Origin of the sequence: Mesorhizobium sp. B1-1-5 (genome assembly GCF_006443065.1) — a bacterium.
Lineage (GTDB): Bacteria > Pseudomonadota > Alphaproteobacteria > Rhizobiales > Rhizobiaceae > Mesorhizobium.
This window is the reverse complement of the sequence record NZ_VFWS01000067.1, coordinates 1-26,772: the sequence shown is the minus strand read 5'-3', so window position 1 is coordinate 26,772 and position 26,772 is coordinate 1. Positions and strand designations below refer to the sequence as shown.

At 64.0% G+C, this 26,772-nt stretch carries 25 protein-coding genes; 12 read left to right on the top strand and 13 right to left on the bottom strand.

Translation table 11 applies throughout. From position 1 onward, the window contains the following. Positions 1-95: 95 nt before the first annotated feature. Both pncB and gcvA (FJ980_RS19450) read right to left on the bottom strand, forming a co-directional pair. A complete protein-coding gene (gene pncB / locus FJ980_RS19455; protein ID WP_140545441.1) occupies positions 96-1,400 on the bottom strand; it encodes a nicotinate phosphoribosyltransferase in 1,305 nt (434 codons plus the stop codon). Positions 1,401-1,589: 189 nt separating this feature from the next. Further along, entirely contained in the window at positions 1,590-2,564 is a 975-nt protein-coding gene (gcvA, locus tag FJ980_RS19450; protein WP_140545440.1) for a transcriptional regulator GcvA, read from the bottom strand. 217 nt (positions 2,565-2,781) lie between these two features. Here gcvA (FJ980_RS19450) and speB point away from each other — a divergent pair, with 217 nt between their 5' ends. The 4 genes from speB (at position 2,782) to FJ980_RS19430 (ending at position 6,133) form a co-directional block, all read left to right on the top strand. Continuing rightward, positions 2,782-3,837, top strand: coding sequence for an agmatinase (gene speB, locus FJ980_RS19445; protein ID WP_140545439.1), 1,056 nt, complete (start codon positions 2,782-2,784; stop codon positions 3,835-3,837). A gap of 116 nt (positions 3,838-3,953) precedes the next feature. Continuing rightward, on the top strand, positions 3,954-4,754 hold the full coding sequence (locus FJ980_RS19440; protein ID WP_140545438.1) for a transporter substrate-binding domain-containing protein: 801 nt from the start codon (positions 3,954-3,956) through the stop codon (positions 4,752-4,754). Positions 4,755-4,820: 66 nt separating this feature from the next. After that, positions 4,821-5,489 (top strand): amino acid ABC transporter permease, encoded by a 669-nt coding sequence (locus FJ980_RS19435; protein WP_140545437.1) that lies wholly within the window; start codon positions 4,821-4,823, stop codon positions 5,487-5,489. Beyond that, entirely contained in the window at positions 5,486-6,133 is a 648-nt protein-coding gene (locus FJ980_RS19430) for an amino acid ABC transporter permease (RefSeq protein WP_140545436.1), read from the top strand. Before FJ980_RS19435 ends, FJ980_RS19430 begins: the two co-directional genes overlap by 4 nt. 41 nt (positions 6,134-6,174) lie before the next feature. Here FJ980_RS19430 and FJ980_RS19425 read toward each other — a convergent pair whose 3' ends face one another. Beyond that, a complete protein-coding gene (locus FJ980_RS19425; RefSeq protein ID WP_140545435.1) occupies positions 6,175-7,578 on the bottom strand; it encodes an MATE family efflux transporter in 1,404 nt (467 codons plus the stop codon). Between the two features lie 236 nt (positions 7,579-7,814). Between FJ980_RS19425 and FJ980_RS19420 the strand changes: the two genes are divergently transcribed. The 6 genes from FJ980_RS19420 to ugpC all read left to right on the top strand — a co-directional run bounded on the left by FJ980_RS19420 (position 7,815) and on the right by ugpC (position 14,190). Next, a complete protein-coding gene (locus FJ980_RS19420) occupies positions 7,815-8,732 on the top strand; it encodes an AraC family transcriptional regulator (protein ID WP_140545434.1) in 918 nt (305 codons plus the stop codon). 241 nt (positions 8,733-8,973) lie between these two features. Further along, on the top strand, positions 8,974-10,248 hold the full coding sequence (locus FJ980_RS19415; protein ID WP_140545433.1) for an extracellular solute-binding protein: 1,275 nt from the start codon (positions 8,974-8,976) through the stop codon (positions 10,246-10,248). A 102-nt stretch (positions 10,249-10,350) separates the two neighbouring features. Continuing rightward, a complete protein-coding gene (locus tag FJ980_RS19410; protein ID WP_140545432.1) occupies positions 10,351-11,217 on the top strand; it encodes a sugar ABC transporter permease in 867 nt (288 codons plus the stop codon). Next, positions 11,214-12,041: a carbohydrate ABC transporter permease gene (locus tag FJ980_RS19405; protein WP_181181256.1), complete on the top strand. Its 828-nt coding sequence runs from the start codon at positions 11,214-11,216 to the stop codon at positions 12,039-12,041. Before FJ980_RS19410 ends, FJ980_RS19405 begins: the two co-directional genes overlap by 4 nt. A gap of 14 nt (positions 12,042-12,055) precedes the next feature. After that, positions 12,056-13,102, top strand: a complete 1,047-nt coding sequence (locus tag FJ980_RS19400) for an NAD(P)-dependent alcohol dehydrogenase (protein ID WP_140545430.1) — start codon at positions 12,056-12,058, stop codon at positions 13,100-13,102. A 2-nt stretch (positions 13,103-13,104) separates the two neighbouring features. After that, the gene (gene ugpC / locus FJ980_RS19395; RefSeq protein ID WP_140545429.1) at positions 13,105-14,190 is read left to right on the top strand and encodes a sn-glycerol-3-phosphate ABC transporter ATP-binding protein UgpC; all 1,086 of its coding nucleotides are present in this window, start codon (positions 13,105-13,107) and stop codon (positions 14,188-14,190) included. Between the two features lie 15 nt (positions 14,191-14,205). Here the strand turns inward: ugpC and FJ980_RS19390 are convergent, their stop codons facing one another. The 9 genes from FJ980_RS19390 to gcvA (FJ980_RS19350) form a co-directional block, all read right to left on the bottom strand. After that, positions 14,206-15,792: an FGGY-family carbohydrate kinase gene (locus FJ980_RS19390; RefSeq protein WP_140545428.1), complete on the bottom strand. Its 1,587-nt coding sequence runs from the start codon at positions 15,790-15,792 to the stop codon at positions 14,206-14,208. Beyond that, a complete protein-coding gene (locus tag FJ980_RS19385) occupies positions 15,789-16,472 on the bottom strand; it encodes an HAD family hydrolase (RefSeq protein ID WP_140545427.1) in 684 nt (227 codons plus the stop codon). Before FJ980_RS19385 ends, FJ980_RS19390 begins: the two co-directional genes overlap by 4 nt. A 20-nt stretch (positions 16,473-16,492) precedes the next feature. Continuing rightward, a complete protein-coding gene (locus tag FJ980_RS19380; RefSeq protein WP_140545426.1) occupies positions 16,493-17,971 on the bottom strand; it encodes a mannitol dehydrogenase family protein in 1,479 nt (492 codons plus the stop codon). Between the two features lie 148 nt (positions 17,972-18,119). Then, positions 18,120-18,890, bottom strand: coding sequence for an L-iditol 2-dehydrogenase (locus FJ980_RS19375; RefSeq protein ID WP_140545425.1), 771 nt, complete (start codon positions 18,888-18,890; stop codon positions 18,120-18,122). Beyond that, a complete protein-coding gene (locus tag FJ980_RS19370) occupies positions 18,887-19,891 on the bottom strand; it encodes an ABC transporter ATP-binding protein (RefSeq protein ID WP_140545424.1) in 1,005 nt (334 codons plus the stop codon). The genes FJ980_RS19375 and FJ980_RS19370 overlap by 4 nt, the downstream gene beginning before the upstream one ends. 46 nt (positions 19,892-19,937) lie before the next feature. Then, on the bottom strand, positions 19,938-20,762 hold the full coding sequence (locus tag FJ980_RS19365; RefSeq protein WP_140545423.1) for a carbohydrate ABC transporter permease: 825 nt from the start codon (positions 20,760-20,762) through the stop codon (positions 19,938-19,940). Between the two features lie 205 nt (positions 20,763-20,967). Next, positions 20,968-21,840, bottom strand: coding sequence for a sugar ABC transporter permease (locus tag FJ980_RS19360; protein ID WP_140545422.1), 873 nt, complete (start codon positions 21,838-21,840; stop codon positions 20,968-20,970). A 142-nt stretch (positions 21,841-21,982) separates the two neighbouring features. Then, positions 21,983-23,293 carry a sugar ABC transporter substrate-binding protein gene (locus FJ980_RS19355; RefSeq protein ID WP_140545421.1) on the bottom strand — a complete coding sequence of 437 codons (1,311 nt, stop codon included), beginning with the start codon at positions 23,291-23,293 and terminating at the stop codon, positions 21,983-21,985. 175 nt (positions 23,294-23,468) lie between these two features. Beyond that, positions 23,469-24,377, bottom strand: a complete 909-nt coding sequence (gcvA, locus tag FJ980_RS19350; RefSeq protein WP_140545420.1) for a transcriptional regulator GcvA — start codon at positions 24,375-24,377, stop codon at positions 23,469-23,471. A 212-nt stretch (positions 24,378-24,589) separates the two neighbouring features. On the opposite strand from gcvA (FJ980_RS19350), the gene FJ980_RS19345 reads away from it, so the two are divergent. Continuing rightward, entirely contained in the window at positions 24,590-24,775 is a 186-nt protein-coding gene (locus FJ980_RS19345; RefSeq protein WP_140545419.1) for a hypothetical protein, read from the top strand. Between the two features lie 20 nt (positions 24,776-24,795). On the opposite strand, the gene FJ980_RS19340 is transcribed toward FJ980_RS19345, so the two are convergent. Further along, positions 24,796-25,752 (bottom strand): sugar-binding transcriptional regulator, encoded by a 957-nt coding sequence (locus tag FJ980_RS19340; protein WP_140545418.1) that lies wholly within the window; start codon positions 25,750-25,752, stop codon positions 24,796-24,798. A 210-nt stretch (positions 25,753-25,962) separates the two neighbouring features. Here FJ980_RS19340 and FJ980_RS19335 point away from each other — a divergent pair, with 210 nt between their 5' ends. Next, positions 25,963-26,595, top strand: coding sequence for an HAD family phosphatase (locus tag FJ980_RS19335; protein ID WP_140545417.1), 633 nt, complete (start codon positions 25,963-25,965; stop codon positions 26,593-26,595). Positions 26,596-26,772 lie beyond the last annotated feature (177 nt).

Sequence of the window (26,772 nt, the reverse complement as noted above, 5' to 3'; positions counted from 1 at the left end):
AGAGGGGGAGATGTCCGGCAGGACAGAGGGGGGCGCGAAGGAACTCAGCCTATCCAATTTTGCTGTGTTGCGTGGCAGCCCCACCGCCAGCCCCTCTACACCTTCACCAGCTGCTCCACCCGGCCCTTCTCGCCAAAAATCCTCAGATACCGCTTGATCTCCTTCTCGTCCCCGGTCGCCTTGGCGGGGTTGTCCGACAGCTTCACCGCCGGCCGGCCATTGGCCTCACTGACCTTGCAGACGAGCGAGATGGCGTCGAGGCTCTTGGTTTCGGTCGGCGCGCAACCCTCGAAATCGTTGGTGAGGTTGGTGCCCCAGCCGAAGGACATCCGCACCTTGCCTCGGAAATGCCTGTAGGTCTCCTCGATGGTCTCGACCTCCAGGCCGTCGGAGAAGATGAGCAGCTTCTGCTTGGGATCCTTGCCTTTCTCGCGCCACCAGGAGAGGATCTTCTCGCCGCCTTCGATCGGCGGCGCGCTGTCCGGCCGGAAGCCGGTCCAGTCGGCGATCCAGTCCGGCGCATCGCGCAGGAACGCGGCCGTGCCGAAAGTGTCGGGCAGCACGATCAGGAGATTGCCGCCATAATAGCGCTGCCAGTCCTGCAGCACCCTGTAGGGCGCTTCACGCATTTCCTCCTCGGAATTGGCAAGCGCCGCGAAGACCATCGGCAGTTCGTGCGCATTGGTGCCCAAAGCCTCGAGGTCGTTGTCCATGGCCAAAAGCACGTTGGAGGTGCCGGTGAAGGCATCGCCGATGCCTTCCTTCAGCGCCTCGACGCACCAGCGCTGCCACAGGAAGGAATGGCGGCGTCTTGTGCCGAAGTCGGAGATGCGGATGCCGGGCAGCGCCTTCAGCCGCTCGGTCTTGGCCCACATCTTGGCCTTGGCGCGGGCATAGAGCACGTCGAGCGCGAACGGACCGAAGGAGCGCATCGCCGCCCGCGAGCGCAGCTCGTTGATAATGGCTAAAGCCGGGATCTCCCAGAGCGTGGTGTACATCCACGGGCCCGGGAAGGAGAGCTCATATTGGCCGTCGCGCCTGGTGAGCTCATAATCGGGCAGCCTGAAACCTTCCAGCCAGGCCAAAAATTCAGGTTCGAAGATCTGTTTGCGGCCATAGAAATTATTGCCGCCCAGCCAGATCATCTCCTTCTTGGAAAAACGCAAGGTGCGAGCGTGGTCGAGCTGGTCGCGCAGTTCCTGCTCATCGATCTCGTCGGCGAGGCGCACCGAGGTGGTGCGGTTGATCAGCGTGAAGATGGCATCGACCTTGGGATACATGCCCCAGATCATCTGCAGCATCAGAAGCTTATAGAAGTCGGTGTCCAGCAGGCTGCGGACGATCGGGTCGAGCTTCCAGGTGTGGTTGTAGACGCGCCGCGCTATATCGGTCTTTGCCATGCTCGCTCACCCACAAAGCACAACGCACGGAAACGCGGGCGTCACGCTTCAAATCCTTGTTCGATCAATTCCGGACGGAACCCCGTTGCACGGAATTGCTTTAGCAACTGCCTCTTAGCACCGTATTTCCGAACGCGCTTGCTGCTTTGCAAGCTGGCCCGACAAAAAGCAGCTTTGCAAGTCCAGCCGTCAGGACGCGGTCCTGGTGCCTATGACCTTGAGGGCGGGGCGTTTTCTGCGGCTCGGCACGCGGCCGGCCACGGGCGCGCCGGCGCGGCCCTCGTCCTGTTCCTTCTCGGCGAACAGCCAGTCGATGAAGAGTTGGACGATGGGCGCCGAGCGCATCTCGTTGCGGCAGACGACGTAGAAATCGTCGACCGCCGGCACCGACAAACTGAAGGGCGCGACGAGCATGCCCCTGGCGAGCAACGCGCGCGCGGTGACGGAATCGCCAAGCGCCACGCCATGACCGTGAACGGCGGCCTCCGTCGCCATGCGCGCATCGCCCAGACGGTGGCGGCGGCCGCGCTCCAGATCGAGCGCGTCGGCGGCGGCCAGCCAGGTATGCCATTCACGGCCATCGTCGCCATGCAGGAAGACGTGGTCGGCGAGGTCGCGGACGCTGCGGATCGGGCGATTGTTGATCAGCGTCGGACTGACCACAGGGAAGAGCTCCAGTCCCGACCATTTGCGTATCCAGCAGTCGCTCCAGCTGCCGTCGCCATAATGCACGCAGACGTCGATATCCGCGGCGCGGATGTCTTTGGGATCGTTGGACGGGATCAGCGTCAGCTGGATGTCCGGATATTGCGCCGTGAAGGAGCCGAGCCGCGGCGTCATCCAGAGCAAGAGCAGCGCCGGGACGCAGGAGACCGACAGCGCGCCGGCGCTTGCCGGCCGCGTCATGCGCTGGGTGGCGGCGGCAATGCCGTCGAAGGCGGCCGATACCGCCGGCAGGAATTCGGCGCCATGCGGCGTCAGCTTCACGCGCTGACCGGTGCGCTCGAAGAGCTTCACACCCAGCGACTGCTCCAGCGCCTTGATCTGATGGCTGACGGCGCCATGGGTGACGTTCAGCTCACCCGCCGCCTTGGTCAGCGAGGCGTGCCGCGCCGCGGCTTCGAAGGCGCGCAACGGGTTCAGCGGCGGCAGGCGCTTGGCCATGGAGGGGCTCCTGGTTTGTGAGATTTTCTCACAGCCGAGACCCTAACAATATCAATTGATTTTTCAATGCGGCTGCCCGACACTTTTGTCCGGAACAGCTTCAACAGACGTGGAATCGCAGCGCAGCGGCGGGCAACGATCCAGCCGGACAACAGGCTGGCTTGGCAAATCGTCCATGCGGGCAGCGCTATAGGCAGGCAAGAGAGGAGGACCGGACATGGGTTACGATCGCGGCAAGCTCGAAGCGTTGCGCCGCAAATATGGCGAGAGCCATGGCGGCGAGATGTTCGACCCGAAATTCCGCAAGGTCGCCGACAAGATCTTCAACAAGTCGGGCACCCGGCTCGCCCCCTACTCCGGCATCCCGACCTTCCTTGCCGCGCCCTACCGCGAGATCGCGGCCGACAATCCGGATTTCGGCGACTTGCAGGTGGCGATGATGGGCGTGCCGATGGATCTCGGCGTCACCAACCGTCCCGGCTCGCGCTTCGGGCCGCGCGCGCTGCGCGCCATCGAGCGCATCGGCCCCTACAATCATGTGCTGGAATGCGCGCCGACGCATGAGCTTCGCGTCGCCGATATCGGCGACACGCCGTTCCGCAGCCGCTATCGGCTGGAGATCAGCCATGAGGACATCGAAAAGCGCACCAACCAAATCGTCGATGCCGGCGTGCTGCCGCTCTCGGTCGGCGGCGACCATTCGATCAGCCATCCGATCCTGAAGGCGGTCGGCAAAAAGGCACCGGTCGGTATGATCCATATCGACGCCCATTGCGACACCAGCGGGCTGTTCGACATGACCAAGTTCCACCACGGCGGACCGTTCCGGAATGCGGTTCTGGACGGCGTACTCGATCCCTCGCGCACGATCCAGATCGGCATTCGCGGCTCGGCCGAATATCTGTGGGAATTCACCTACGAGTCCGGCATGACGGTCGTGCATGCCGAGGAAGTGACCGGGCTCGGCATACCGGCAATCATCGAGAAGGCGCGCAAAATCGTCGGCGACGGCCCGACCTACATTTCCTTCGACGTCGACAGCATCGATCCGGCCTTCGCGCCCGGCACCGGCACGCCGGAAGTCGGCGGGCTGACGACGCGCGAGGTGCTCGAATTGCTGCGCGGCCTCAAGGGCCTCAACATCGTCGGCGGCGACGTGGTCGAGGTGGCGCCGCAATATGACGCGACCACCAACACCGCCCATGTCGGCGCCCAGGTCCTGTTCGAGATCCTGAGCCTGATGGTGTTCAGTCCGGCGATCAAGAAAGGCTAATGCCTCGCGCAATTCCAGATGAAAAAACGCGTCTTCCGGAATTGCTCTACCAACACGGCCGCCGCGCTGGAGCCGGCGGCCGGTTTCAACAACAAGCTTCCAGCAGGGGAATAACAATGTTACTTCGCAACGCACTGAAATCCGCCATCACGGCGGCCGTCATGCTCGGCGCCGCCGGCCTCGCCACGCAAGCGAAGGCCGACGCCGTCGACGACATCACCAAGGCCGGCGCCATCAATGTCGGCATCTTCTCGGACTTCCCGCCGTTCTCTTCGGCCAGCGCCGATATGAGCATCAAGGGCTATGACATCGACGTCGCGCAGGCGATCGCCGATTCACTCAAGGTGAAGCTCAACCTGGTCAGCGTCACCGGCCAGAACCGCATCCCTTATCTCACCGACAAGCGCGTCGATATATTGATGAGCGTCGGCTACTCCAAGGAGCGCGAGCAGGTGATCGATTTCGCCGCCCCCTACGCGCCCTATTACATCGCCGTCATCGGCCCGGCCGAGCTTGCCGTCAAAGGCAAGGAAGACCTCGCCGACAAGTCGATCGCCGTCAATCGCGGCACGCTGGAGGACACTTCGCTGACCCAGGCAGCGCCGACTTCCGCCGACATCCGCCGTTTCGACAACTACAATTCCGTCATCCAGGCCTTCATCTCCGGCCAGACCCAGCTGATGGTCGTCGGCAACGATGTCGGGGCGCAGGTGCTTGCCAAGCAGGACGCGCTGAAGCCGGAGCAGAAGTTCCAGCTGCTCACCTCGCCTTCGCATATCGGCCTCAACAAGAACGAGGACCGGCTGAAGAAGGCGGTGAACGACGCCGTCGCCAAGATGCTGGCCGACGGCAAGCTTGACGAGAGCTCGAAGGCCTGGCTGAAGACGCCGCTCAATCCGGACAACCTCAAGGATTGATCTCGAGGGCGGCCCAGCCACGACAAGCGCTGAGCCGCTCCGACTGTTCCAACAAGGTCAATCGCCATGGGCTACAGCCTGGACTTCGGCTGGCTTGCGGGCGCCGTGGGCGCGATCACGCGCGGCGCGGCGACGACGATCCTTCTGATCGCCGTCACCACGCTGGCGGGCACGTTCCTCAGCATCCTGGGCGCCGCCGGCAAGAGAAACGGCCCCAAGCCGCTTCAGCTGGCGATCGGCATCTATGTCGAGGTGATGCGCAACACGCCATTCCTGGTGCAGCTGTTCTTCATCTTCTTCGGGCTGCCCAGCCTAGGCGTCAGGCTCGACCCGATCCTGGCCGCGGTACTGGCGATGACGCTCAACATGGCGGCCTATACGATCGAGATCGTCGGCGCCGGGCTCGACGCCGTGCCGCGCGGCCAGAGTGAAGCCGCGCTGGCGCTCGGCCTCAGGCCCCGCCAGGTGTTCATCAAGATCGTGCTGCCGCAGGCGCTGAAGGTGATCTACCCGGCGCTGACCAGCCAGATCGTCATCATGATGCTGGAATCGGCCGTGGTCTCGCAGATCGCGGTGCGCGAACTGACCTACGAGGCCGACATGCTGCAGGCGCGCACTTTTCGCGCCTTCGAGACCTATTTCGTGGTGACGATGGTCTATCTCGGCCTGTCTATGGGGCTGCGCCGGCTGCTGGTCGGCGGCGGCCGCCGTGTTCTGGGGGCCGGCGTGTCATGATCGAGTTCACCTTCTGGGACATCGTCCGCAACCTGCTGCTCGCCGCGCGCTGGACGGTGCTGTTGTCGCTCGCAGCCTTCGTCGGCGGCGCGCTGGTCGGGCTGGCGGTGCTGTTCTTTCGCATCGCCAAGAACAAATGGGTCAAACGGATAGCCTCGGGCTACATCGCGCTCTTCCAGGGCACGCCGCTTTTGATGCAGCTCTTTTTGATGTTCTTCGGCCTGCCGATGCTGGGGTTGCGCATCGAACCGTGGACGGCAGCGGCGCTCGGATTGACCTTCTTCGCCAGCGCCTATCTGGCCGAGATCTGGCGCGGCGGCGTCGACGCGCTGCCGCGCGGCCAATGGGACGCCGGCGCCAGCCTTGGGCTGCACTATCTGCAGGAGCTGAGGCTCATCATCCTGCCGCAGGCCTTCGCGATCACCCGCGCGCCGACCGTCGGCTTCCTGGTGCAGCTCATCAAATCGACGGCGCTGACCTCGATCATCGGCTTCGAGGAACTGGTCAGGACCTCCAATGCCATCAACAACGCGACCTTCGAGCCGTTCAAGGTCTACGGGCTGGTGGCACTGATCTTCTTCGTCATGTGCTTCCCGCTGACGCAATATTCACGGCGGCTGGAGAAGCGTGCAGGGGCGCGCTGAGCCGCGAAAAGGCCGCCGGCTTGACCGGCAGCCTTTGTCGATCAATGCCCGAAGGACAGTGCCGGCGCGATGCGGTCGCGCCGGAGCCAGCGCGCCAGGAGCAGCGCCGCCACCACGGCCAGCCCCGATGCCAGGCCGATCCAGATGCCGACGCCGTTGAAGCCGAAATGGAACGCGAGCAGCACGCCGAGCGGCAGGCCGACGCCCCAATAGCCGATCGCGGCGTAGATCATCGGCACTTTGGTGTCGTGCAGGCCGCGCAGCATGCCGGCGGCCACCGCCTGGGCGCCGTCGAAAATCTGGAAAAGCGCTGCAAACACCAGGAACGACACGGCAAGCGTGATCACTCTAGCGTTCTTGGGATCGGTGAGATCGATGAAGGCGCTGATCAGCGCATGCGGCCACAGGATCATCACCAGGCCCATCAGCGCCATGAACGAGACGCCGATGACGAAGGCGGTCCAGCCGGCGCGCGAAACACCTTCCGGATTGCCGGCGCCATGCGCCAGGCCGACCCGCACGGTCACCGCCTGGTTGAGGCCGAGCGGCACCATGAACGAGATCGAGGCGATCTGGATGGCGATGGCATGCGCGGCCAGCGAATCCGCATCGATCAGGCCCATGAGCAAGGCCGCCGCATTGAAGATCGTCACCTCGAAGGCGAGGATGCCGGCGATCGGCAGCCCGAGCCTGAGCAGGCCGCGGAAGCGCGGCCAGTCGGAGCGCCAGAAGCGGCCGAACAGACGGTAGCGGCGGAACTTCTTCTCCTTGATCACCACCGCCGCCAGGCCAATGAACATCAGCGTGCTGGACAGAGCGGTGGCGAGGCCGGAGCCGGCAATGCCCATCGACTTGACGCCCAGATTGCCGAACATGAACACCCAGTTGAAGAAGGCGTTGCTGGCGACCGCGACGAAAACGATGATCAGCGCCCAACCCGGCCGCTCCAGGGCCGAGATGAAGGAGCGCAGCACGATGTAGCCATAGAAGGGCAGCACAGCCCATTGCAGCCAGCGCAGGTAGACGCCTGCCTGATGCGCGAGCTCCGGCTTCTGGCCCATGGCCAAAAGCACCGCTTTGCCATGCCAGAGAAAAATCCAGATCGGGATCGAGATGAGGATCGCCAGCCACAGGCCCTGGCGCACGGTGCGGCGCAGGTCGCGCACCGAATGGCGGCGACGGCCGAGCTCGGTCGCCATCATCGGCGAGGTGGCCAGCATCAGGCCGAGGCCGAAGATCAGCGGCATGAAATAGAGGTTGGAGCCGAGCGCGCCGGCGGCGAGCGTGTCGGACCCGAGGCGGCCCATCATCATGACGTCGGTCGCGGTCATGGCGGTCTGGCCGAGATTGGTCAGCACCATCGGCCAGGCGAGCCCGATCGTCGCCATGATTTCCTGACGCCAAAGGTTTTCCGGCGCGCGAGCGCCGGCTTCGATCGCAGACATTGTTCCGCTCTTTCAGAACACGGCGCGTCGGCCAAAGGGCCGGAAGCCGCACGGCGCAAAATGGCGCCATTTGCGTCGCCTTGTGAACGAAATGCGACATCTTGGCAAGGGACGAGGCGCAGCTAGCGATTGATCCAGGCGAAACCGGGATTCCGCGACGCCTCTTTCATTTGCCGGCCTTGGGCTGCTACGGATGCCCGGGCATATGCAGCCGGCCGCCATGCCGGGAGGAACGAATGCCGTTCAGGCGCAGAAAGAATACGGCCGCGATTCCGCGCACGGTGCCTGCCTTCGAGCACATCGTGACCGAGGCCAGCGACAGTTTCCTGTGGCGGCTGGACGATTATCCGTGGGAGCGCAATGTCTGGAACTTCCATCCCGAATACGAGATCCATCTGCTCAGGAAATCGTCCGGCGTCGTGCTGGTCGGCGACCATATCGGCGAGTTCGGGCCGGGCTATCTGACCATCGTCGGCGGCGGGCTGCCGCATGACTGGGTGACGGCGGTGCAGCCCGGCGAGCTGATCGAAGGCCGCGATATCGTGCTGCAATTCGATGCCGAGCGGCTGCGCGGCTCGTCGGGGCTGCTGCCGGAGCTGCGCGAGCTGGAGCCGTTCCTGGAACGCTCGCTGCGCGGCATGGTCTTCCACGGCCAGACGGCGCTCGACGGCGCCGAGCTGATGGAAAGAATGGGGGAGGTGCACGGATTGCCCAGATTGCGCATGTTCCTCGAGCTGCTGGACCTTCTGGCCACCACCCAGGAATACGAGCTTTTGTCCTCTCCGGATTTTTCCCCGCTTCTCGACGCGGAATCGCTGGATATTATCCAGCGCTCGCTGACCTATCTGTTCCAGCACTTTGCCGAGGACCTGAAGCTGCCCGACGTGGCTCAATTAGCCGGCATGAGTGAAAGCACCTTCTCGCGCTTTTTCCAGAAGAACACCGGCAACTCGTTCAGCGACCATGTCGCCAAGCTCAGGCTCTGGCAGGCCTGCAAGCTGCTTGCCGATACCGATATCCCGATCACCGACATCTGCTTCCAGGTCGGCTATATGAACATCTCGAACTTCAACCGCGCCTTCCTGCGCAAGCACAAGATGACACCGTCATCCTACCGCAAGCTGTCGCGGCAGCGGCTGACGCTGCGGGCCTGATCGAGCCGGAAGCGGCTGCGCTTGATGGAGCTGATACTCGTGTGACGGGCAGACTCTGACGGCGCCATTTTTTTGCGCCGCACAATGCATAAAAGTACAGGTCTGCTGCAACGGGGCTTCTAGTCTCTACCTTTCCAACTGCTCATTTTGGCGGCGGGTGGAAAGTCGACCGGGCGACGGTGAGGATCGCTCAGTCCGAGGACCTGCCGCTTTCGCGAGTGTTCCTGGAGGAGAAAAACCAATGAATTCAAACCGGCTTGCTGCCAGCCTCGGTGCAGCGTTCGTGCTTACCGCTTCCGTATCAACCGCAGCACTGGCGCAAGCGCCGGTCTGCTCGGCGCCGGTCAAGGTGCTGGCGCAGCCACGCGACGGGCTGACGCTTCTGGAGGACTCCAAGGACGAGTTCAAGAAGCTGTCCGGCGCCTCGTTCCAGATCGACTATCTCAACGAGAACGACCGCCGCGCCAAGTCGCGCGCCGACGCCTCGACCGTCGGCAACTACAATGTCTATTATGTCGACGAGGCCAACGTGGCGCTGTTCGCCTCCTCGGGCTGGATCGTGCCGCTGACCGATTATTATCCGGCTGAATACGATTTCGCCGATTTCGATCCGGGCCGCCAGAAGGTCGCCACCTATGACGGCAAGGTCTGGTTCGCGCCGCTGACCGGCGGCGGCGACCTGATGGTCTACCGCAAGGACGTGCTCGAGGCCGCCGGCATCCAGCCGCCCAAGACGCTGGACGAGCTGATCGCCGACGTGCCGAAGCTGACCAATGCCGACAAGGGCGTGTACGGCATCGCGCTGCGCGGCGCGCGCGGCTCGGGCGCCAATGTCTGGCGCTGGATGCCTTTCTTCAAGGCCTATGGCGGCAAGTGGTTCGACGGCGACAAGCCGGCTTTCAATTCGGACGCCGCCGTCAAGGCGACGGAGACCTATCTCAAGCTGTTCAAGGACTCGGCCCCCGGCACGCAGACCGGCAGCTGGGATGAATCGACCGGCGCCTTCCTCTCCGGCCAGGTCGCCATCCTCGTCGAATCGACGCCGCTGTCGGGCATGGCGGTGGACCCGAAGACCTCGCAGGTGGTCGGCGAGGTCGGCTTCCTGCCACCGCCCTCGCCGCTGCCGGGCGGCGGCTACGGGCATGGCCTTGCCATCGGCACCAAGGCCAATGCGGATGACGCCGCGAAGAAATGCGCCGGCCTGTTCATCGCCTGGGCGACCTCGAAGGAGAATGAGAAGCGCCGGCTCGATGCGCATCAGTTCGGCGAGCTCAACCGCACCAGCGTCCTCTCCAGCAAGGAATTCGCCGACATCTACGGCGCCGACCTCGGCAAGGCGCTGGCCGACACCGGCAAGGTGACGGCGGTGAACTTCTGGCAGGATCCGCGCTGGCCGGATCTCGGCGACCGCTGGGGTATCATCCTCGAGGAACTGGTCACCGGCACCCGCACCGACATCAAGGGCGGCCTCAACGAGCTCGAGGCCTATGCCAACGAGCTGGTGAAGAAGAAGTAATCCTCCCACCCGCGGCGCGCAGGTTCCGGCATTCGGACGAATGCCGGAACCTGCGCGCCGCGGGACCTTCACCAGACAGCAGTAAAAATCCAAGGATAGGCAATGCGCCGACGATCTTCCCTGCCGGTCACATTTCTGGTTCCTACCCTCGCCATCCTCCTGGTGCTGTCGATGGTGCCGACGCTCTACGCCATCGTGATCGCCTTGCAGAACCGCGAGCTGAGCACGACCGGTTACTCCTGGGTGTGGTTCTCGAACTTCGCCGATCTCTTCCTCGACCGCCGCTTCCTCAACGCCGTCTGGGTTTCGGTGAAATGGGAGGTCGTCACCGTGGTGGCGACGATGGTGGTGGCGATCGGGCTGGGCGTCTTGATGTTCGAAGTCGCCGGTCCACGCCTGCGCAATTTCTATTGCCTCCTGTTCATCATCCCGGTGCTTTTGCCGCGCGTCTCGGCCGCCTTCGTGTGGAAATTCGCCTATCACCCGCTCTACGGCATCGCCACCTATCCCTACCGGCTCGTCACCGGCGGGCTGATCTTCGATCCGCTATCCAAGCCGGGCACCGCATTGTTCGCCGTCGCTTCGGTGGACGTCTGGCAATGGGGGCTGTTCTTCGCCGTCATCGTGCTGAAGCTGCTTGAAACGTTGCCGCCGCAACCGATCGAGGCGGCCAGGCTCGACCACGCCAAGCGCTGGCAGATCCACGCCTATGTCACCTTGCCGATGCTGAAGGCGCCGCTGATCAGCCTGATGTTCGTCAAGATGATCGAGTCGCTGCGCTCCTTCGACCTGATCTATGTGATGACGCGCGGCGGGCCGGGCGTCGCGACCGAAACGCTCGACATGTACGCCTTCTCGCAAGGCTTCATCGAGTCCGGCAAGGTCTCCTACGCATCGGCCATGGCGGTGCTGATGATGATCGCGACGGTCATCACCTTCACCATGCTGTGGAAGCGGGTGCAGGCATGAAGCCCTATCCGATAAGACCGGGCCGCCTGGTCGCCAAGGCCATCCTGGCGCTGGCCGGATTCCTGGCCGTGTTCCCGCTTCTGTGGACGGCGCTCAACGCGCTGAAGAACAATGTCGACATCATCACGCGGGTGCCGAAGGTGATCTTCACGCCGACGCTCGCCAACATCGGCTATATCCTCGGCCGCGACAGCGTGCTGACCGGGCTCTACAACTCGGTCGTTGCCTGCGGTTCGGCGGTGCTGATCGGCGTCGTGCTCGGGCTGCCGGCGGCCTATGCGGTAGCGCGCTATCCCAACCGCTTTGCCGGCGACATCCAGTTCTTCGTCTTGTCGCTGCGCTTCCTGCCGCCGGTGGCGGTGGCCATCCCGCTGATGGTGATCTGGCTGCAGGTCGGGCTCTACGACACTTTGCCGGCGCTGATCGTCACCTATTCGCTGCTCACCATATCGGTGATCATGTGGCTGGCCATTCCCGCCTTCCAGGGCGTGCCGAAGGAGATCGAGGAGGCGGCCTTCGTCGACGGTTACGGTGCTTATGCCGTCTTCTGGCGGATCGCGCTTCCCGTCGCGGCGCGCTCGCTGATCGGCGCCATCGCCTTCAGCTTCGTGCTGGTCTGGAACGAGTTCCTGATCGCGCTGATGCTGTCGAGCTCCAACGCCAAGACGCTGCCGATCGTGGCTTCCGAGCTCTCCCAGCAAGGCATGAACGTGCCGTGGGGAATTCTCAATGCCTCGGTCGTGCTTTTGTCGCTGCCGCCGCTTTTATTCCTCGGCGTTTTGAGCGGCTTCCTAAATTCCGTTTTCCGGCAAAAGAAAAGTTGATGCGAGGATACCCGATGCGGGCACTGGTGCTTGAGAAAAAAGGCGAACTGTCGCTGCGCGAGATCGCGTTGCCGCAAGACGTCGGAGCGGACGACGTCAAGATCGCCATCCACACGGTCGGGGTCTGCGGCAGCGACGTGCATTACTACACGCATGGCGCCATCGGCAGCTACATAGTTCGTGAGCCCATGGTGCTCGGCCATGAAGCGTCAGGCACGATCGTTGAGGTCGGCGCCAATGTCACGAACCTGAAGGTCGGCGACCGCGTCTGCATGGAGCCAGGCGTGCCGAACCTTTCATCGCGCGCGACGAAGCTCGGCATCTACAATGTCGACCCGGACGTCCGCTTCTGGGCAACGCCGCCGGTGCATGGCGTGCTCGCGCCTTACGCCGTCCATCCGGCGGCCTTCACCTACAAATTGCCGGATAATGTCTCCTTCGCCGAGGGCGCGATGGTCGAGCCCTTTGCCATCGGCATGCAGGCGGCGGCGCGCGCCCGCATCGTGCCCGGCGATGTCGCCGTCGTCGTCGGCTGCGGCCCGATCGGCATCATGATTGCGCTCGCCGCGCTCGCCGGCGGCTGCTCCAAGGTGCTGATCTCCGACTTTTCAGCACCCAAGCTTGAGATCGCCGCGCAATATGCCGGCATCGTGCCGGTCAATATCGGCGAGCAGTCGCTGGTCGATGCGGTGCGGGCGGCGACCGACAATTGGGGCGCCGACATCGTGTTCGAGGCGAGCGGCAGCCCGAAGGCCTTCGCCAATTTGTTCGACGTGGTGCGGCCGGGCGGCGCGGTGGTGTTGGTCGGGCTGCCGGTGGAGACTGTCGAGCTCAACGTGCCGGCGGCAATTTCCAAGGAAGTGCGCATCGAGACCGTGTTCCGCTACGCCAACATCTTCGACCGCGCTTTGCAGCTCATCGCCTCCGGCAAGGTCGACCTCAAGCCGCTGATCACCGGCACCTATGATTTCTCCGAGAGCATCAAGGCGTTCGAGCGCGCAGCGCAAGGCAGGCCGCAGGACGTCAAGCTGCAGATCCTGCTGACCGGCGAGAAGGGATAAAGATGTCCGCGATCGTTTGCTCCCATGTCGACAAGGCCTATGGCGCCACGACCGTCATCCGCGACCTCAACCTCGCGATCGAAGAGCATGAGTTCGTCGTGTTCCTCGGTCCGTCCGGCTGCGGCAAGTCCACGCTTCTTCGGATGCTGGCCGGGCTGGAGGATATCAGCGGCGGCGAGGTGTCGATCGGCGGCAAGGTGGTGAACGATCTCGAGCCGGGCGACCGCGGCATCGCCATGGTGTTCCAGAACTATGCGCTCTATCCGCATATGACCATCTTCGACAACGTCGCATTCGGACTGAAGCGGCAGAAGGTACCGGCGGCGGAGATCAGGAAGCGGGTCGAGGCGGTCTCCCGGACACTCGGGCTGGAACCCTATCTCGGCCGTAAGCCGACCGAGCTGTCCGGCGGCCAGCAGCAGCGCGTGGCGATCGCGCGCGCCATGATCAAGACGCCGAAAGTGTTCCTGTTCGACGAGCCGCTCTCCAATCTCGATGCCAAGCTGCGCAACCATATGCGCGTCGAGATCGCCAGGCTGCACCAGTCGCTGAAGACCACCACCGTCTATGTCACGCATGACCAGCTCGAGGCGATGACACTGGCCGACCGCATCGTGCTTCTGAAGGACGGCGTGATCGAGCAGATCGGCTCGCCGGCGGAGATCTATCGCCGCCCAGGCAATCTGTTCGTGGCCGGCTTCATCGGAACGCCGAACATGAATTTCTTCGAGGTGACGGTCGGCAAGGGCAAGGATGGCTGGACGCTGACCGGCGCGGGGACGGTGCTGTCGCTGCAGGGCGGCGACTTCCACCTGCGGCATGGCGATCGCGTGATGCTCGGCATCCGGCCTCCGGATCTGAAGACGGCGCAAGCCGGCGCAGCAAACCTGCTGCAAGGCACCGCCGATCTCATCGAGTTCCACGGCAATGACGCGCTGGTGACGTTCGGCTCCGGCGGCAAGGAGATCAGCGTGCTGGTGCCGGCCCGCGAATGCCCGGAGTTGCGCGCGTCGGTGCGCTACAGCTTCGACGAGGAAAGCATTCACCTGTTTGACGCGACGTCGGGCGCGTCGTTGCGCAAGCAGTAGGGCGATGTTCCAGCATCAGCGGATCGCGTCGAGCGCCTGCCGCTGGCGGTGCATTTCCAGGAATATTCGGTAGTCGCGGTCGAAGCGGGCGCCGGCTTGCTTGTTGGGCGCGCGCGTGCGGCCGCCTTGCTGCATCGCGACACAGGCCGCGTTGAGGTCAGGGTAGATCCCGGCGGCGGTCGCCGCCACCATGCCGGTGCCGAGCAGCACCGCCTCGTCGGCCAGCGGCTCGACCACGGTGCAGCCGGTGGCGTCGGCATAGAGCTCCATCAAAAGCGGGTTCTTGGTGTGGCCGCCGGTGACATGCAGCGTGTCGATCAGATAGCCGTTCTCGTTCAGCGCCTCGAGCACATGGCGCACGCCGAGCGCGATGCCGACGGCGGTGCGCCAGTAGAGCTTGCACAGGCTGTCGAAGGAGGAATCGAGCGTCAGGCCGCTGATGACGCCGACCGCATGTGGGTCGGCCAGCGGCGAACGGTTGCCATGGAAATCCGGCAGCACATGCAACCTTGCCGCCAGCGTATCGCCGTCCTCGGCGCGCAGCTCGGCGACGCGCCTTGCGATCTTCATATGCATGGCCGCGTCCGGCTCGCCGCCGGCGCCATGCCAGCGGATGATGTGGTCGAGCAACGCGCCGGTGGCCGACTGGCCGCCTTCAGACAGCCACAGCGTCGGCAATGCGGCGCCGAAATAGGGACCCCAGACGCCGGCAAAGGGCTGCGGGTCGGGCGACATCGCCATGACGCAGGACGAGGTGCCGGCAATCAGCGCCAGATGCCGGCTGATGTTCCTCTCGTCGCCGGCAAAACCGCCCAAAACGCCGAGCGCGCCGGCATAGGCATCGATGACGCCGGCCCCCACCCGGCATTTTTCGGTCAGGCCGAGCTCGGCGGCGGCCTTCGTCGTCAGCGGACCGATATCGGCGCCGACCGGGCTTGCCTTCTCCGGCAGATTGCCATGCTCGAAAAGATCGTCGAGGCCGACCAACTCGAAGAAATCACGCCGCCAGCTCTTTTCCTCATGCGCGAGATAGGTCCATTTCGCCGTCAGCGTGCATTGCGAGCGGGCGAGCGAGCCCGATGCCTTCCAGGTCAGGAAATCGGCAAGGTCGAATAGATAGCCGGCTTCATTCCATGTCCTCGGCAGATGACGCTTCAGCCACATCAGCTTCGGCGTTTCCATCTCCGGCGACATCACGCCGCCGATATAATCGAGCACGGCGTGACCGCTTGCGGTGCATTCATCGGCTTCGGCGATGGCGCGGTGATCGAGCCAGACCATCGTGTCCCAGCGCTTCTCGCTGGTGACCGAGACGCTGAGCTGGCCGCCTTGCCTGTCGCGCGCGACCAGCGAGCAGGTCGCGTCGAAAGAGATTCCGGCGATATCGCCGGCGGCGACGCCGGATTTTTGGAGCGCGGACCGCACGGATTTGCACACCGCCGACCAGATATCTTCCGAATCATGCTCGGCGTGATCGGGCTTGGGCTGATGCATGGCGATCGGATGATCGGCGCGGCCGAGCAGGTTGCCGCGCGCGTCGAGAATGCCCGCGCGGGCGCTTCCGGTGCCGACATCGACCGCGCAAACGAAACTCTTGATCAAGATGCTTTTTCTCTCGCTCCCAGGCCTGCAATCAAATCGGGCAATTGCAGCATGTCAGCGAATATAAAGTCCGGTTCCGTCGACGCAAGCCGCGCCTTGAGGGCGGGATTGGAGGCATGCGAGCCGCCCGTGAAGGCAAAGACGTACATGCCCGCCGCGCGGGCGGCGGCGACGCCGGCCGGGCTGTCCTCGATGACCAGACAATTGCGAGGACGCGCCTGCATACTTGCGGCGGCGTGGAGGAAAAGGTCAGGCGCTGGCTTGCCGCGTTCGACCATGCTGGCGCTGAACAGATGCGGCTCCAATAGCGGAAGCAGGCCGGTGACGTCGAGCGCATAGCGGATGCGTTCCAGCGTGCCGGACGAGGCGACACAGAAGGGCCGGCCGAGCTTCGGCAGCAATTCCTCGACGCCGAGAATCGGCTTCAACTCCTCGCGGAATTTGCGCATCAGGTCGACGCGCATGGCGGTCAGATGCCGGTCGCTGATCTCGAGCCCGAAATCGCGGCCGAGGATCTCGCGTACGCTCTTCATGCTCTTGCCCAGGAAATGCTCGTAGGCGGCATCCTCGCTCACCGTGCCGCCGGCGAGCTCGATCATGCCGAGCAGCGCCGAGACCGAAAGCGCCTCGCTGTCGACCAGCACGCCGTCACAGTCGAAGATGACCAGTTCCGGCGTCATGGCTGCTGCGTCCGGCGCTTTCAGAGCTTGCCGGCGAGGTAGCGCGTCAGGGTTTCGCGCGCGCCGTGCGCCCACAGGGTCTTCAAGGCATGGGCGAAGGCCTCGGCAAAGACGGACGAGCGGCCGACATCGCCATAGATGTCCTCCATCGCCAGCCATGCCTGCGGATCGTCCTTGGCCGCCTTCGCGATCGCCTGCATGCGGTCCCAGCTCGGGTCGTTCGGCTCGATGACGGCGCCGCTGTCGGTGGTGCCGAAGCAGTAGCGGCACCACAGGGCCGATTCCAGCGCGAGGCCGGCGGCGCCGTCGCCCGTCTTCAGCCGGTCGGCGATCGTCGGGATAATGAATTTCGGCTGACGGTTGGAGCCGTCGAGGCAAAGCCGGCGGATGGTGTCGCCGATCTTGGGATTGGAGAAGCGCCGCTCGATGAGCTGATAGTAGTCCTCCAGATCCGTATCCGGCACCGGCGGCACGGTCGGGATGATCTCGTCATGCTCGAGCTTCGACAGGAAGGCGCGCACCAGCGGCTCCTGCATGGCTTCATGCACGAAATGGATGTCCATCAGCCCGGCCGGATAAGCGATCGTGGCGTGACCGCCATTGAGGATGCGTATCTTCATCAGCTCGTAAGGCGAGACGTCGTCGACGAATTGCACGCCGACCTTTTCCAACGCTGGGCGGCCGGCGGTGAAACGGTCCTCCAGCACCCATTGCTTGAACGGCTCGCAGAACACCGGCCAATTGTCCTCCAGCCCGAAATCGTCGGCGAGGATCTTGCGCTCGCGGTCGGTGGTGGCAGGGGTGATGCGATCGACCATGCCATTCGGGAAGGCGACCGTGTCCTCCACCCATTTGGCGAGGTCCTCGTCGATCAGCCGCGCAAGGCCGATGACGCCGTCGGAGGTGACGTGGCCGTTATGGGGAATGTTGTCGCAGGACATGACGGTGAACGGCACGATGCCGTCGGCGCGCCGACGCAGCAGCCCGGCAAGGATGATGCCGAAGACGGTCTTAGGCGTGGCACCCGGCTGCGCGTCGGCGACGATATCGGGATGGGCCGGGTTGAACCTGCCGGAAGCCGGGTCGATGAAATAGCCCCCCTCGGTGATGGTCAGCGACACGATCTTGATCGCCGGATCGGCAAGCCGCTCGATGGTCGCGGCCGCATCGCCGGGCATCAGGAAATCGATCATCGCGCCGGTGACGCGGGCGCTCATATGACCCTGATCCTGCTCAACCACCGTGGTCAGCCAATCCTGCTCCTCGAGCCTGGAGCGGCCGATCTTCTCGCCTTCGAACACGCCGGCGCCGATCAACGCCCAGTCGTGGCCCTCGCCGGTGCCGAACAGGTCGTCGAGATAGACCGCCTGATGCGAGCGGTGGAAGTTGCCGACGCCGAAATGGACGATGCCCGCCTTCAGGGTGGAGCGGTCATAGTTCGGGCCGGCGACCTTGGCCGGCAGCATGGCGAGGTTCGAGGAAGAGAGTTTCACGGTCATCTCATTTACCCTTTGGCCGATCTGCCGCCCGACTGTTCCGCCTCCTGCGGATGGCGAGGATGAGGGGCAACACCCGGTATTCCAGTATGCTGCCCCTCATCTGCCCCATGGCGTCTTCTCCGGAGGAAAGAAGAGAAGCGCCTCCCCCTCAACTCATCCATTGGCCGCCGTCGACATTGTAGGTCTGGGCGACAATGTATTCGGCCTCGTCGCTGGCGAGGAACACGGCCATGCCGGCGAGATCTTCCGGCTTGCCCATGCGGCCGTAAGGCACGCCTTCGCCGACCAGCCGCTTCTTCTCGCCCTTGGGCCGGTTCTCATATTTTGCGAAGAGCGCATCGACCTGGTCCCACATGTCGCTGTCGACGACACCCGGCGCTATGCCGTTGACGTTGATGCGATGCTTGATCAGGTCGAGCCCGGCCGACTGCGTCAGCGAGATGACGGCGGCCTTGGTGGCGCAGTAGACCGCGACCAGCGGCTCGCCGCGCCGGCCGGCCTGGCTCGCCATATTGATGATCCTGCCGCCTTTGCCACGCGCTATCATCGAACGGGCAGCCGCCTGCAGCATGAACAGCGTGCCGGCGACATTGACGGAGAACAGTTTTTCGTAGCTTGCCTTGGTGATCTCGACGATCGGCGCCAGGTCGAAGATCGCCGCGTTGTTGATCAGCACGTCGAGGCCGCCGGTCTTGGCCTCGACCGCCTTCACCGCTGCCTCGATCGAAGCCTGGTTGGTAACGTCGAGCCGGACTGCATAAGCGGCAGGACCGATCGCTTTCGCCGTCGCTTGCGCGGCTTCCAGGTCGATGTCGGCAATCGCCACCGTCGCGCCTTCGCGAACATAGGCTTCGGCGAAGGCCCTGCCGATGCCGCGCGCCGATCCGGTGATCAGCGCCGATTTGCCTTTCAACCTCACTGCACCAGCGCCTTGCCGTCGGCGCCGAAGCGATGGAGCTTGGTCTTGTCGGGGGTCAGATAGACGGTATCGCCGTGCCTCACCGCGACCTCGCCGTCGGCCCGCACATTGACGGTGCCGATGCCGTCCGCCTGAACGTGCAGGAAGGTGTCGGAGCCGAGATGCTCGGCAACGCCCACCGTCGCCTTCCAGTCGCCGGCCGTGGTCGAGATGTTGAGATGCTCGGGCCGGATGCCGATGGTCTTGGCGCCATATTTGTCGGCCGGCGCGCCTTCGATGAGGTTCATCTTGGGCGAGCCGATGAAACCGGCGACGAAGAGGTTCTTCGGCGTCTTGTAAAGCTCCATCGGCGAGCCGACCTGCTCGATATTGCCGGCATTGAGCACGACGATCTTGTCAGCCATGGTCATGGCTTCGACCTGGTCATGGGTGACGTAGATCATCGTCGTCTTCAGCTGATGGTGCAGCTCGCTGATCTCCAGGCGCATGGTGCCGCGAAGCGCGGCATCGAGGTTGGACAGCGGCTCGTCGAACAGGAAGGCCGAGGGCTGGCGCACGATGGCGCGGCCGATGGCGACGCGCTGGCGCTGGCCGCCGGACAGCTGGCCTGGGCGGCGCTCGAGATAATTGGTGAGGTTGAGGACACGCGCGGCGTCCTTCACCTTCCTGTCGATGGTCGCCTGGTCCTCGCCGGCCATCTTCAACGGGAAGGCGATGTTCTTGGCGACCGTCATATGCGGATAGAGCGCGTAGGACTGGAACACCATGGCAAGCTTGCGCTTGGCCGGCGCCTCGCGGGTGACGTCGCGGCCGTCGATGCTGATGGTGCCGCCGCTGGTGTCCTCGAGCCCGGCGATCAGCCTGAGCAGCGTGGACTTGCCGCAACCCGATGGGCCGACGAACACGACGAACTCGCCGTCCTCGATATTGAGGTCGATGTCCGGAATGATCACCGTCGACCCGAAGGACTTGGAGACGTTCTTGAGCGTGATGTTTCCCATGGCTTCCTCCCGGGGATGGTCTTCGTCGTCCGCCGCTTGGGCGTTGTTACTTCACGGCGCCGAAGGTAAGGCCGCGCACCAGCTGCTTCTGGCTGAACCAGCCCATGATCAGGATCGGCGCGATCGCCAACGTCGAGGCCGCAGAAAGCTTTGCCCAGAACAGGCCTTGCGGACTGGAGAAGGAGCTGATGAAGGCCGTCAGCGGGGCGGCATTGGTGGTGGTGAGCCGGATGGTCCAGAACGCCTCGTTCCAGGCCAGGATGATGTTGAGCAGCATGGTCGAGGCGATGCCGGGCACCGCCATCGGCGTCAGCACATAGATGATCTCGTTCCACAGCGAGGCGCCGTCCATGCGCGCCGCCTCGAGGATCTCGCCCGGGATCTCGCGGAAGTAGGTGTAAAGCATCCAGACCACGATCGGCAGGTTGATCAGCATCAGCATCACGGTGAGGCCGATGCGGCTGTCGAGCAGGCCGGTGTCGCGGAAGATCAGGTAGATCGGGAACAGCACCGCGACGGCCGGCATCATCTTGGTGGACAACATCCACATCAGGATGTCCTTGGTGCGCTTGGTCGGCGAGAAGGCCATAGACCATGCAGCCGGGACCGCGATCAGCAGCGCCAGGATGGTCGAGCCGACCGAGAGGATCACCGAGTTCAGGAAGAACTTGAAATAACCGCTCTGCGCCTGCACCTCGGCGTAGCTTTCCGTGGTGCCGGACGGGATCAGGGCAAAGCCCTGGATCGCCTCCTGCTCGGACTTGAACGAAGTGATGATCGTGTAAAGGATCGGAAAGAAAATCAGCAGGGCGACGATCCAGGCCGCGGCCGTGGCAATGGTCTTGTGCTGGGTGGTGACTGCGCGTGCCATGTCAGGTCCTCCCGTATCGGCGATGTTGGCGGCAGGGTCGACCCCCACTCCGGTTTGCTGCGCAAACCACCTCTCCCCCGTTCGACGGGGTAGAGGAAGGGCGCGGCTTCGATGCAGGCGTTTCCTCTCCCCCGGCCCGGGGGAGAGGTGTCCCGCGCAGCGGGACGGAGTGGGGGCGGTTCAGCGCAAGCGGCATCGTCTCCCCCTATTTGTCGAGGTTCTTGCCGACGGCGCGCATGGCGAAGAAGGCAACGATGTTGGCGAGAATGACGGCGATCACGCCACCGGCGGAGGCCTGGCCGATTTTGAACTCCAGCAGCGCCTTCTGATAGACGAGGAAGGGCAGGTTGGTGGAGGCGTAGCCCGGGCCGCCATTGGTGGTGACCAGGATCTCGGCATAGATCGAGAGCAGGAAGATCGTCTGGATCAGGATGACGACGGTGATGGCGCGCGACATGTGCGGCAGCGTCAGATACCAGAAGCGGCTGAGGAAGCCGGCCCCGTCCATCTCGGCCGCCTCCTTCTGCTCGCCGTCGAGCGACTGCAGCGAGGTGAGCAGGATCAGCGTTGCGAAGGGCAACCATTGCCAGGCGACGATGATGATCACCGCCGTCAGCGGGTGCTGCCCGAACCAGTCGATCGGCTGGGCGCCGAAGAAGCGCGCAATGTCGGCGAAGACGCCATATTGCGGGTGCATGATCATGTTCTTCCAGACCAGCGCCGCGACCGGCGGCATGACGAAGAACGGCGAGATGACCAGGATTCGCACGATCCCCTGGCCCCAGATCGGCTGATCGAGCAGCAGCGCAAGAAGAATGCCGCCGATGATGGTGATCAGCAGGACCGCCACGACGATGGTCAGCGTGTTGAGAATAGCGGCGAAAAAGGCTGGATTGTCGTAGAACAGCTTGTAGTTGGAGAGACCGACGAAGCCGTCGCGGATCGGGTTCAGCGGATTGTATTGCAGGAACGAGAACCACAGCGTGAACAGCAACGGCACGATCATCCAGACAAACAGCAGGATCACCGATGGCGCCATCATGAAACGGGCAAGCGAACGGGTTTGCTGAGTAGCCATGACGGTCACCCTCCCAATGTCAGCCGGATTTTCAGCGTTGTGCCAGAATTTTCCCGATTTTGAAGGTGGCCGCCCGAACTGGGTTTCGGGCGGCCCCTTGCCGGTCATGATGGGCGACCGGCGTTCGGCACCGGGAGGAGCCTTACTTGATGTAGCCGCCTTCGGTCATCGTCGCGGTGGCGGCGTCCTGAGCCTGCTTGAGCGCGTCGTCGACGCTCGACTGGCCGGCAAGGGCGGCCGAGAAGAGCTGGCCGACAGTGGTGCCGAGGCCCTGGAATTCAGGAATGGCGACGAACTGCACGCCGACATAGGGCACCGGCTTGACCGTCGGATGCGTCGGGTCGGCGGCGTTGATGGAGTCCAGCGTCATCTTCGCGAACGGCGCCGCCTTCTGATATTCCGGATTGGCGTAAAGCGAGGAGCGCGTGCCCGGAGGAACGTTGGCCCAGCCTTCCTTGGAAGCGACCAGCTCGGCATAATGCTTGCTGGTTGCCCAGGAGACGAACTTCTCGGCGGCATCGGCCTTCTGGGTGCCGGCGGGGATCGCCAGCGACCATGCCCACAGCCAATTGCCGCGCTTGCCGAGGCCATTGTCGGGCGCCAGCGCGTAGCCGACCTTGTCGGCGACCTGCGAGGCCTTCGGATCGGAGACGAAGGACGCCGCGACGGTGGCGTCGATCCACATGCCGCACTTGCCCTGCTGGAATAGTGCCAGGTTCTCGTTGAAGCCGTTGGACGAAGCGCCTTCCGGACCGTCGGCCTTCATCAGGTCGACATAGAACTGCAGCGTGTTCTTCCATTCCGGCTGATCGAATTGCGGCTTCCAGTTCTCGTCGAACCAGCGGGCGCCGAAGGAGTTCGACGTGGCGGTGAGGAAGGCCATATTCTCGCCCCAGCCGGCCTTGCCGCGCAGGCACACGCCGTTCACGCCGTTGGCGCGGTCGGTCATCTTGTCGGCGGCCTGCTTGATGAAGTCCCAGGTCGGCGCGTCGGGCATCTTCAAGCCCGCTTTCTCCATCAGGTCCTTGCGGTACATGACGAAGGAGCTCTCGCCGTAGAAGGGCGCGGCATAGAGCTTGCCGTCGACCGAAAGACCGCCGGCGATGGCCGGGATGATGTCCTTGACGTCATAGTCGTCGCCGAGCTTGTCGAGCGGCAGGAGCCAGCTCTGCTTCGCCCAGATCGGAACCTCGTAGGTGCCGATGGTCATGACGTCGTACTGGCCGCCCTTGGTGGCGATATCGGTCGTGACGCGCTCGCGCAGCACGTTCTCTTCAAGCGTGACCCAGTTGAGCTGGATGTCGGGGTTGGCCTTGGTGAAGTCGTCCGTCAGCTTCTGCATGCGGACCATGTCGCCATTGTTGACGGTGGCGATGGTGATGGATTCGGCATGCGCGGCGAAAGCGAGGGCGCTGGCCGACAACAGGCCCAGGGTGAGCGTGCGAAGTTTCATCAAATTCCTCCCATAAACCAAGATGAGCATTTGCCTTGGCTGTGGGCAATTACTCACTTGGCGTGAATTATGTCAAGCCTGAATCTGTGCTGCAGCGCAGCAGAAATGACGCCGCGCGACCCCGGTCGGGCGACGCGCCGGTGTCCTAGGGAGGAGGAAAGTCAGGTCGATTCGCTTACGGGCAGGCGATCTCGGCCAGGAGCCAATCGCGGAAGGCGCGGATCTTCGGCACGTTGCGGCGTGCCGTTGGATAAACCAGCCAATAGGCATGGCCGTCGTCGCCGACCAGGTCGAAGGGCTGGACCAGGCGGCCGTCGGCGATCTCGTTTTTGAACAACGCCCGGGTCAGGATCGCAACGCCATGGCCGGCCATGGCCGCGTTCGCTTCATAGGCCTGCGCGCCCATGCTGGAGCCCGGCCGTTTGGCGAGGTCATGCCCGGTCACGCCGGCGGCCTCGAACCATTGCGTCCACCAGATGTCGCCGGGGTCGAGGATCGGCAGGCGCAACAGGTCCGCCGGCTCCTTGACGCCGCCGATGCTCGCCGCGAGCTTGGGGCTCAGCATAGGGGTGAAATCGGCATCGAGCAGCTTATGCGCCTCCAGGCCCGGCCATTTGCCGCCGCCGGAACGGATGGCGAGATCGACATCCTCGCGCGCGAAATCGGTCAGGCGGCTCGACGTGTCGAGCCGCACGGCAAGTGCCGGATGCGCGAGCTGGAACGCTCCCAGATGCTGCGCCAGCCAGTTCGAGGCAAAGGTCAGCACGGTGGTGATGCAGAGCAGGCCGTCGGCGCCGCCGCGCGCCGCGGCATAGGCCTGGCCCAGAATGGCGAAGGCTTCGCTGACGGCGGGCGCCAGGCGCTGGCCGGGCTCGGTCAACTCGATCTGCCGCGGGCGGCGCAGGAACAGCGGCGCGCCGATACGCTCCTCGAGCAGCTTGATCTGGTAGCTCGCGGCCGCCTGGGTCATGCCCAGCTCCTGCGCGGCCTTGGTGAAGGATAGGTGCCTGGCCACCGCCTCGAACACCCGAATCGCCTGCAGCGGCGGCAGGGGCGCAAGCTGCGGAGAGCTGAGATCGGGCATAAGGCCTCCTTATGGGTCATGATCGAGGTTTGATTGGAAGCACGAACCGGCCAGACCGATATTTGGGGTCGACGATCAATCCAGTTCAAGCGCCAGAGCGCTTCGCCGTTTCACGGAAACGGCAAATCGCTCTAACTCTCTGATTTTACGCAATTCCGGACGGAAAACCGCTCACACTTTTCCTGGAATTGCTCAAGCGAAGGCTGACGACCATGGTCACGGTTCAGGAAAAGCTCGTTTCCACCCCGGCACAAGGCTGGTCTTTCACGCTCGTGCGGGAATTTGCAAGGTTTTCGGGCCGCAGGCGCGGCTATCTCGATGTCCGGGAATTTTCCGAACATCTGCAGCGCGACATGGGTTTTCTCGACGGCAACGATCCGCGCGGCCGCTCGCAATAGCCGGCGCTTTTTATTGGCAATCAGCCGGCAAGCAGTGCTTCGGCCGTGCGTTCGTCGGTGATGAGGCCGTTGACCAGCCGGCGGTTGACGGCGGCCAGGATGCCAGCCAGCTTGCGTTCGCCCATGGCCAGAGCGATGACCAGCGACCTTTCCCGCGACGGCAGCGCGGCGGAAGACACGCGATCGTTGGTGATGCCTTCGATCATGCGGCCTTCGCGGTCGTACACCCAGCCGACGATCTCGGCGATGCCGCCGGCCTTCTGCAGCGCCTTCAACTCGCTTTCGGAAATGAAGCCGTCCTCGTAGAGCGGGGCCTTGGGCCCGAGGTCGCCGATGCCGACGAAGGTGACATCGGCCTCGGCCGCCAGCGCCAATGTAGGCTGGATCATCGGCTGGTTGAGCAGCATCTCGCGCTCCTCCGGCGAGGACGCAATGACCGGCAGCGGCATCGGGAAGGACCGCGCCTTGACGCGGTCGGCCATGGTGAAGATGACGTTGTAGAAGGCGGCCGAGCCGTCGGGCGAGATGTTGCCGGTCAACGACACGACCTTGTGCTGCGGGCATTCCATCGGCGGCAGTTGCTCGATCGCCGCCTTCAGCGTGCGCCCGGTGCCGATCGCCATGACGATGGGAGCCTCGGAGCGCAGCCGGCGTTCGATCTCGGCCGCGGCCGCCTCGGCGATGCCGATCGTCGTCGAGCTCGAGGTCGGATCGCTCGGCACCACTTCGACAAGGTCGAGGGCGAAACGCGACTTCAGCCGCGCGGCAAGGTCCAGACAGTTGGCGATCGGATGATCGACCCGCACCTTGATCAGGCCCTCCGACATGGCGAGCGATACCAGCCGCTGCGCCGTCTGCCTGGAGATGCCCAGTTTGGCGGCGATCTGGTCCTGCGTGTTGCCGGCAACATAATAGAGCCAGCCGGCGCGCGCGGCGTCGTCCAACCTGGTGCTGCCGATTTCCTGTCGCGAATTCACGTCCTGCCTCCCAGCCCGCAAGAATGTTGAAACGGGCGCCAATAGCTTACAGCGATTGCGCCAACGCGCAATTGTCTATCGAAAGAGCAATTGCTTGGAAGCTTTCCCGACCCCCGAAGGATCAATCCGCCGCTTGCCCAACCATTTGCCGGCGGGACGGTTTATCTCCACCGGGAAACCGATTAAGGGGATCGGCGAAGGGAGCCGCGCATGGTGCCGAAAGCCGTTTTCTGGGATATGGACGGGACGCTGGTCGACAGCGAGCCGCTGCACGAGGCGGCACTTGTGGCGGCGCTGCGCAGCGTCGGCATCGCCCCGCCGCCCGACCTGCATCAGCGCGTGCTGGGCATCGCGGCATGGCCGGTCTACGAAATGCTGCGCGACGAGTTCGGCCTCGCCCTGCCTTTCGACGACTGGATCGTGCGCAAATACGACCACTATTTGCCGCTGGCCGAAACGCTGAAGCCCCGCCCCGGCGCGATCGAGGTGTTCAACGAATTGCGCGCGCTCGGCGTCGAGCAGGCGGTGGTGTCCAACTCCGACCGGCTGATCGTCGACGCCAATCTGCGCGCCGTCGGCCTCACCTATCCGGGCATGATGACGGTCAGCCGCAACGACGTGATCGACGGCAAGCCGCTTCCCGAACCGTTCCTGCGCGCCGCCTATCTCGCCGGCGTCGATCCGGCGGATGCTTTTGCCGTCGACGACAGCCTGACAGGCGCCATGGCCGGACTGGCGGCGGGCATGAAGACGATCTTCTGGCCGGAGGCGCCGATGGAAGGCCCGGCCGGCGCGATCGTCATCAACAGCGCCGAGGAGCTGCGGGCGCAACTGGGGCTCTGAGCAGCTTCAGACGTCGGCGCCGCCCCTCATCCGCTCTTCGGGCACCTTCTCCCCGTGAAACGGGCTACGGCACACATTTCCGAGCAGCTGTCTCTGGCGCTAGCGTGCATGGCAGCTTGGCGCATGCATTGTCTTATGTAGCGCTGGTCGACCCCCACTCCGTCTCGGCTTCGCCGA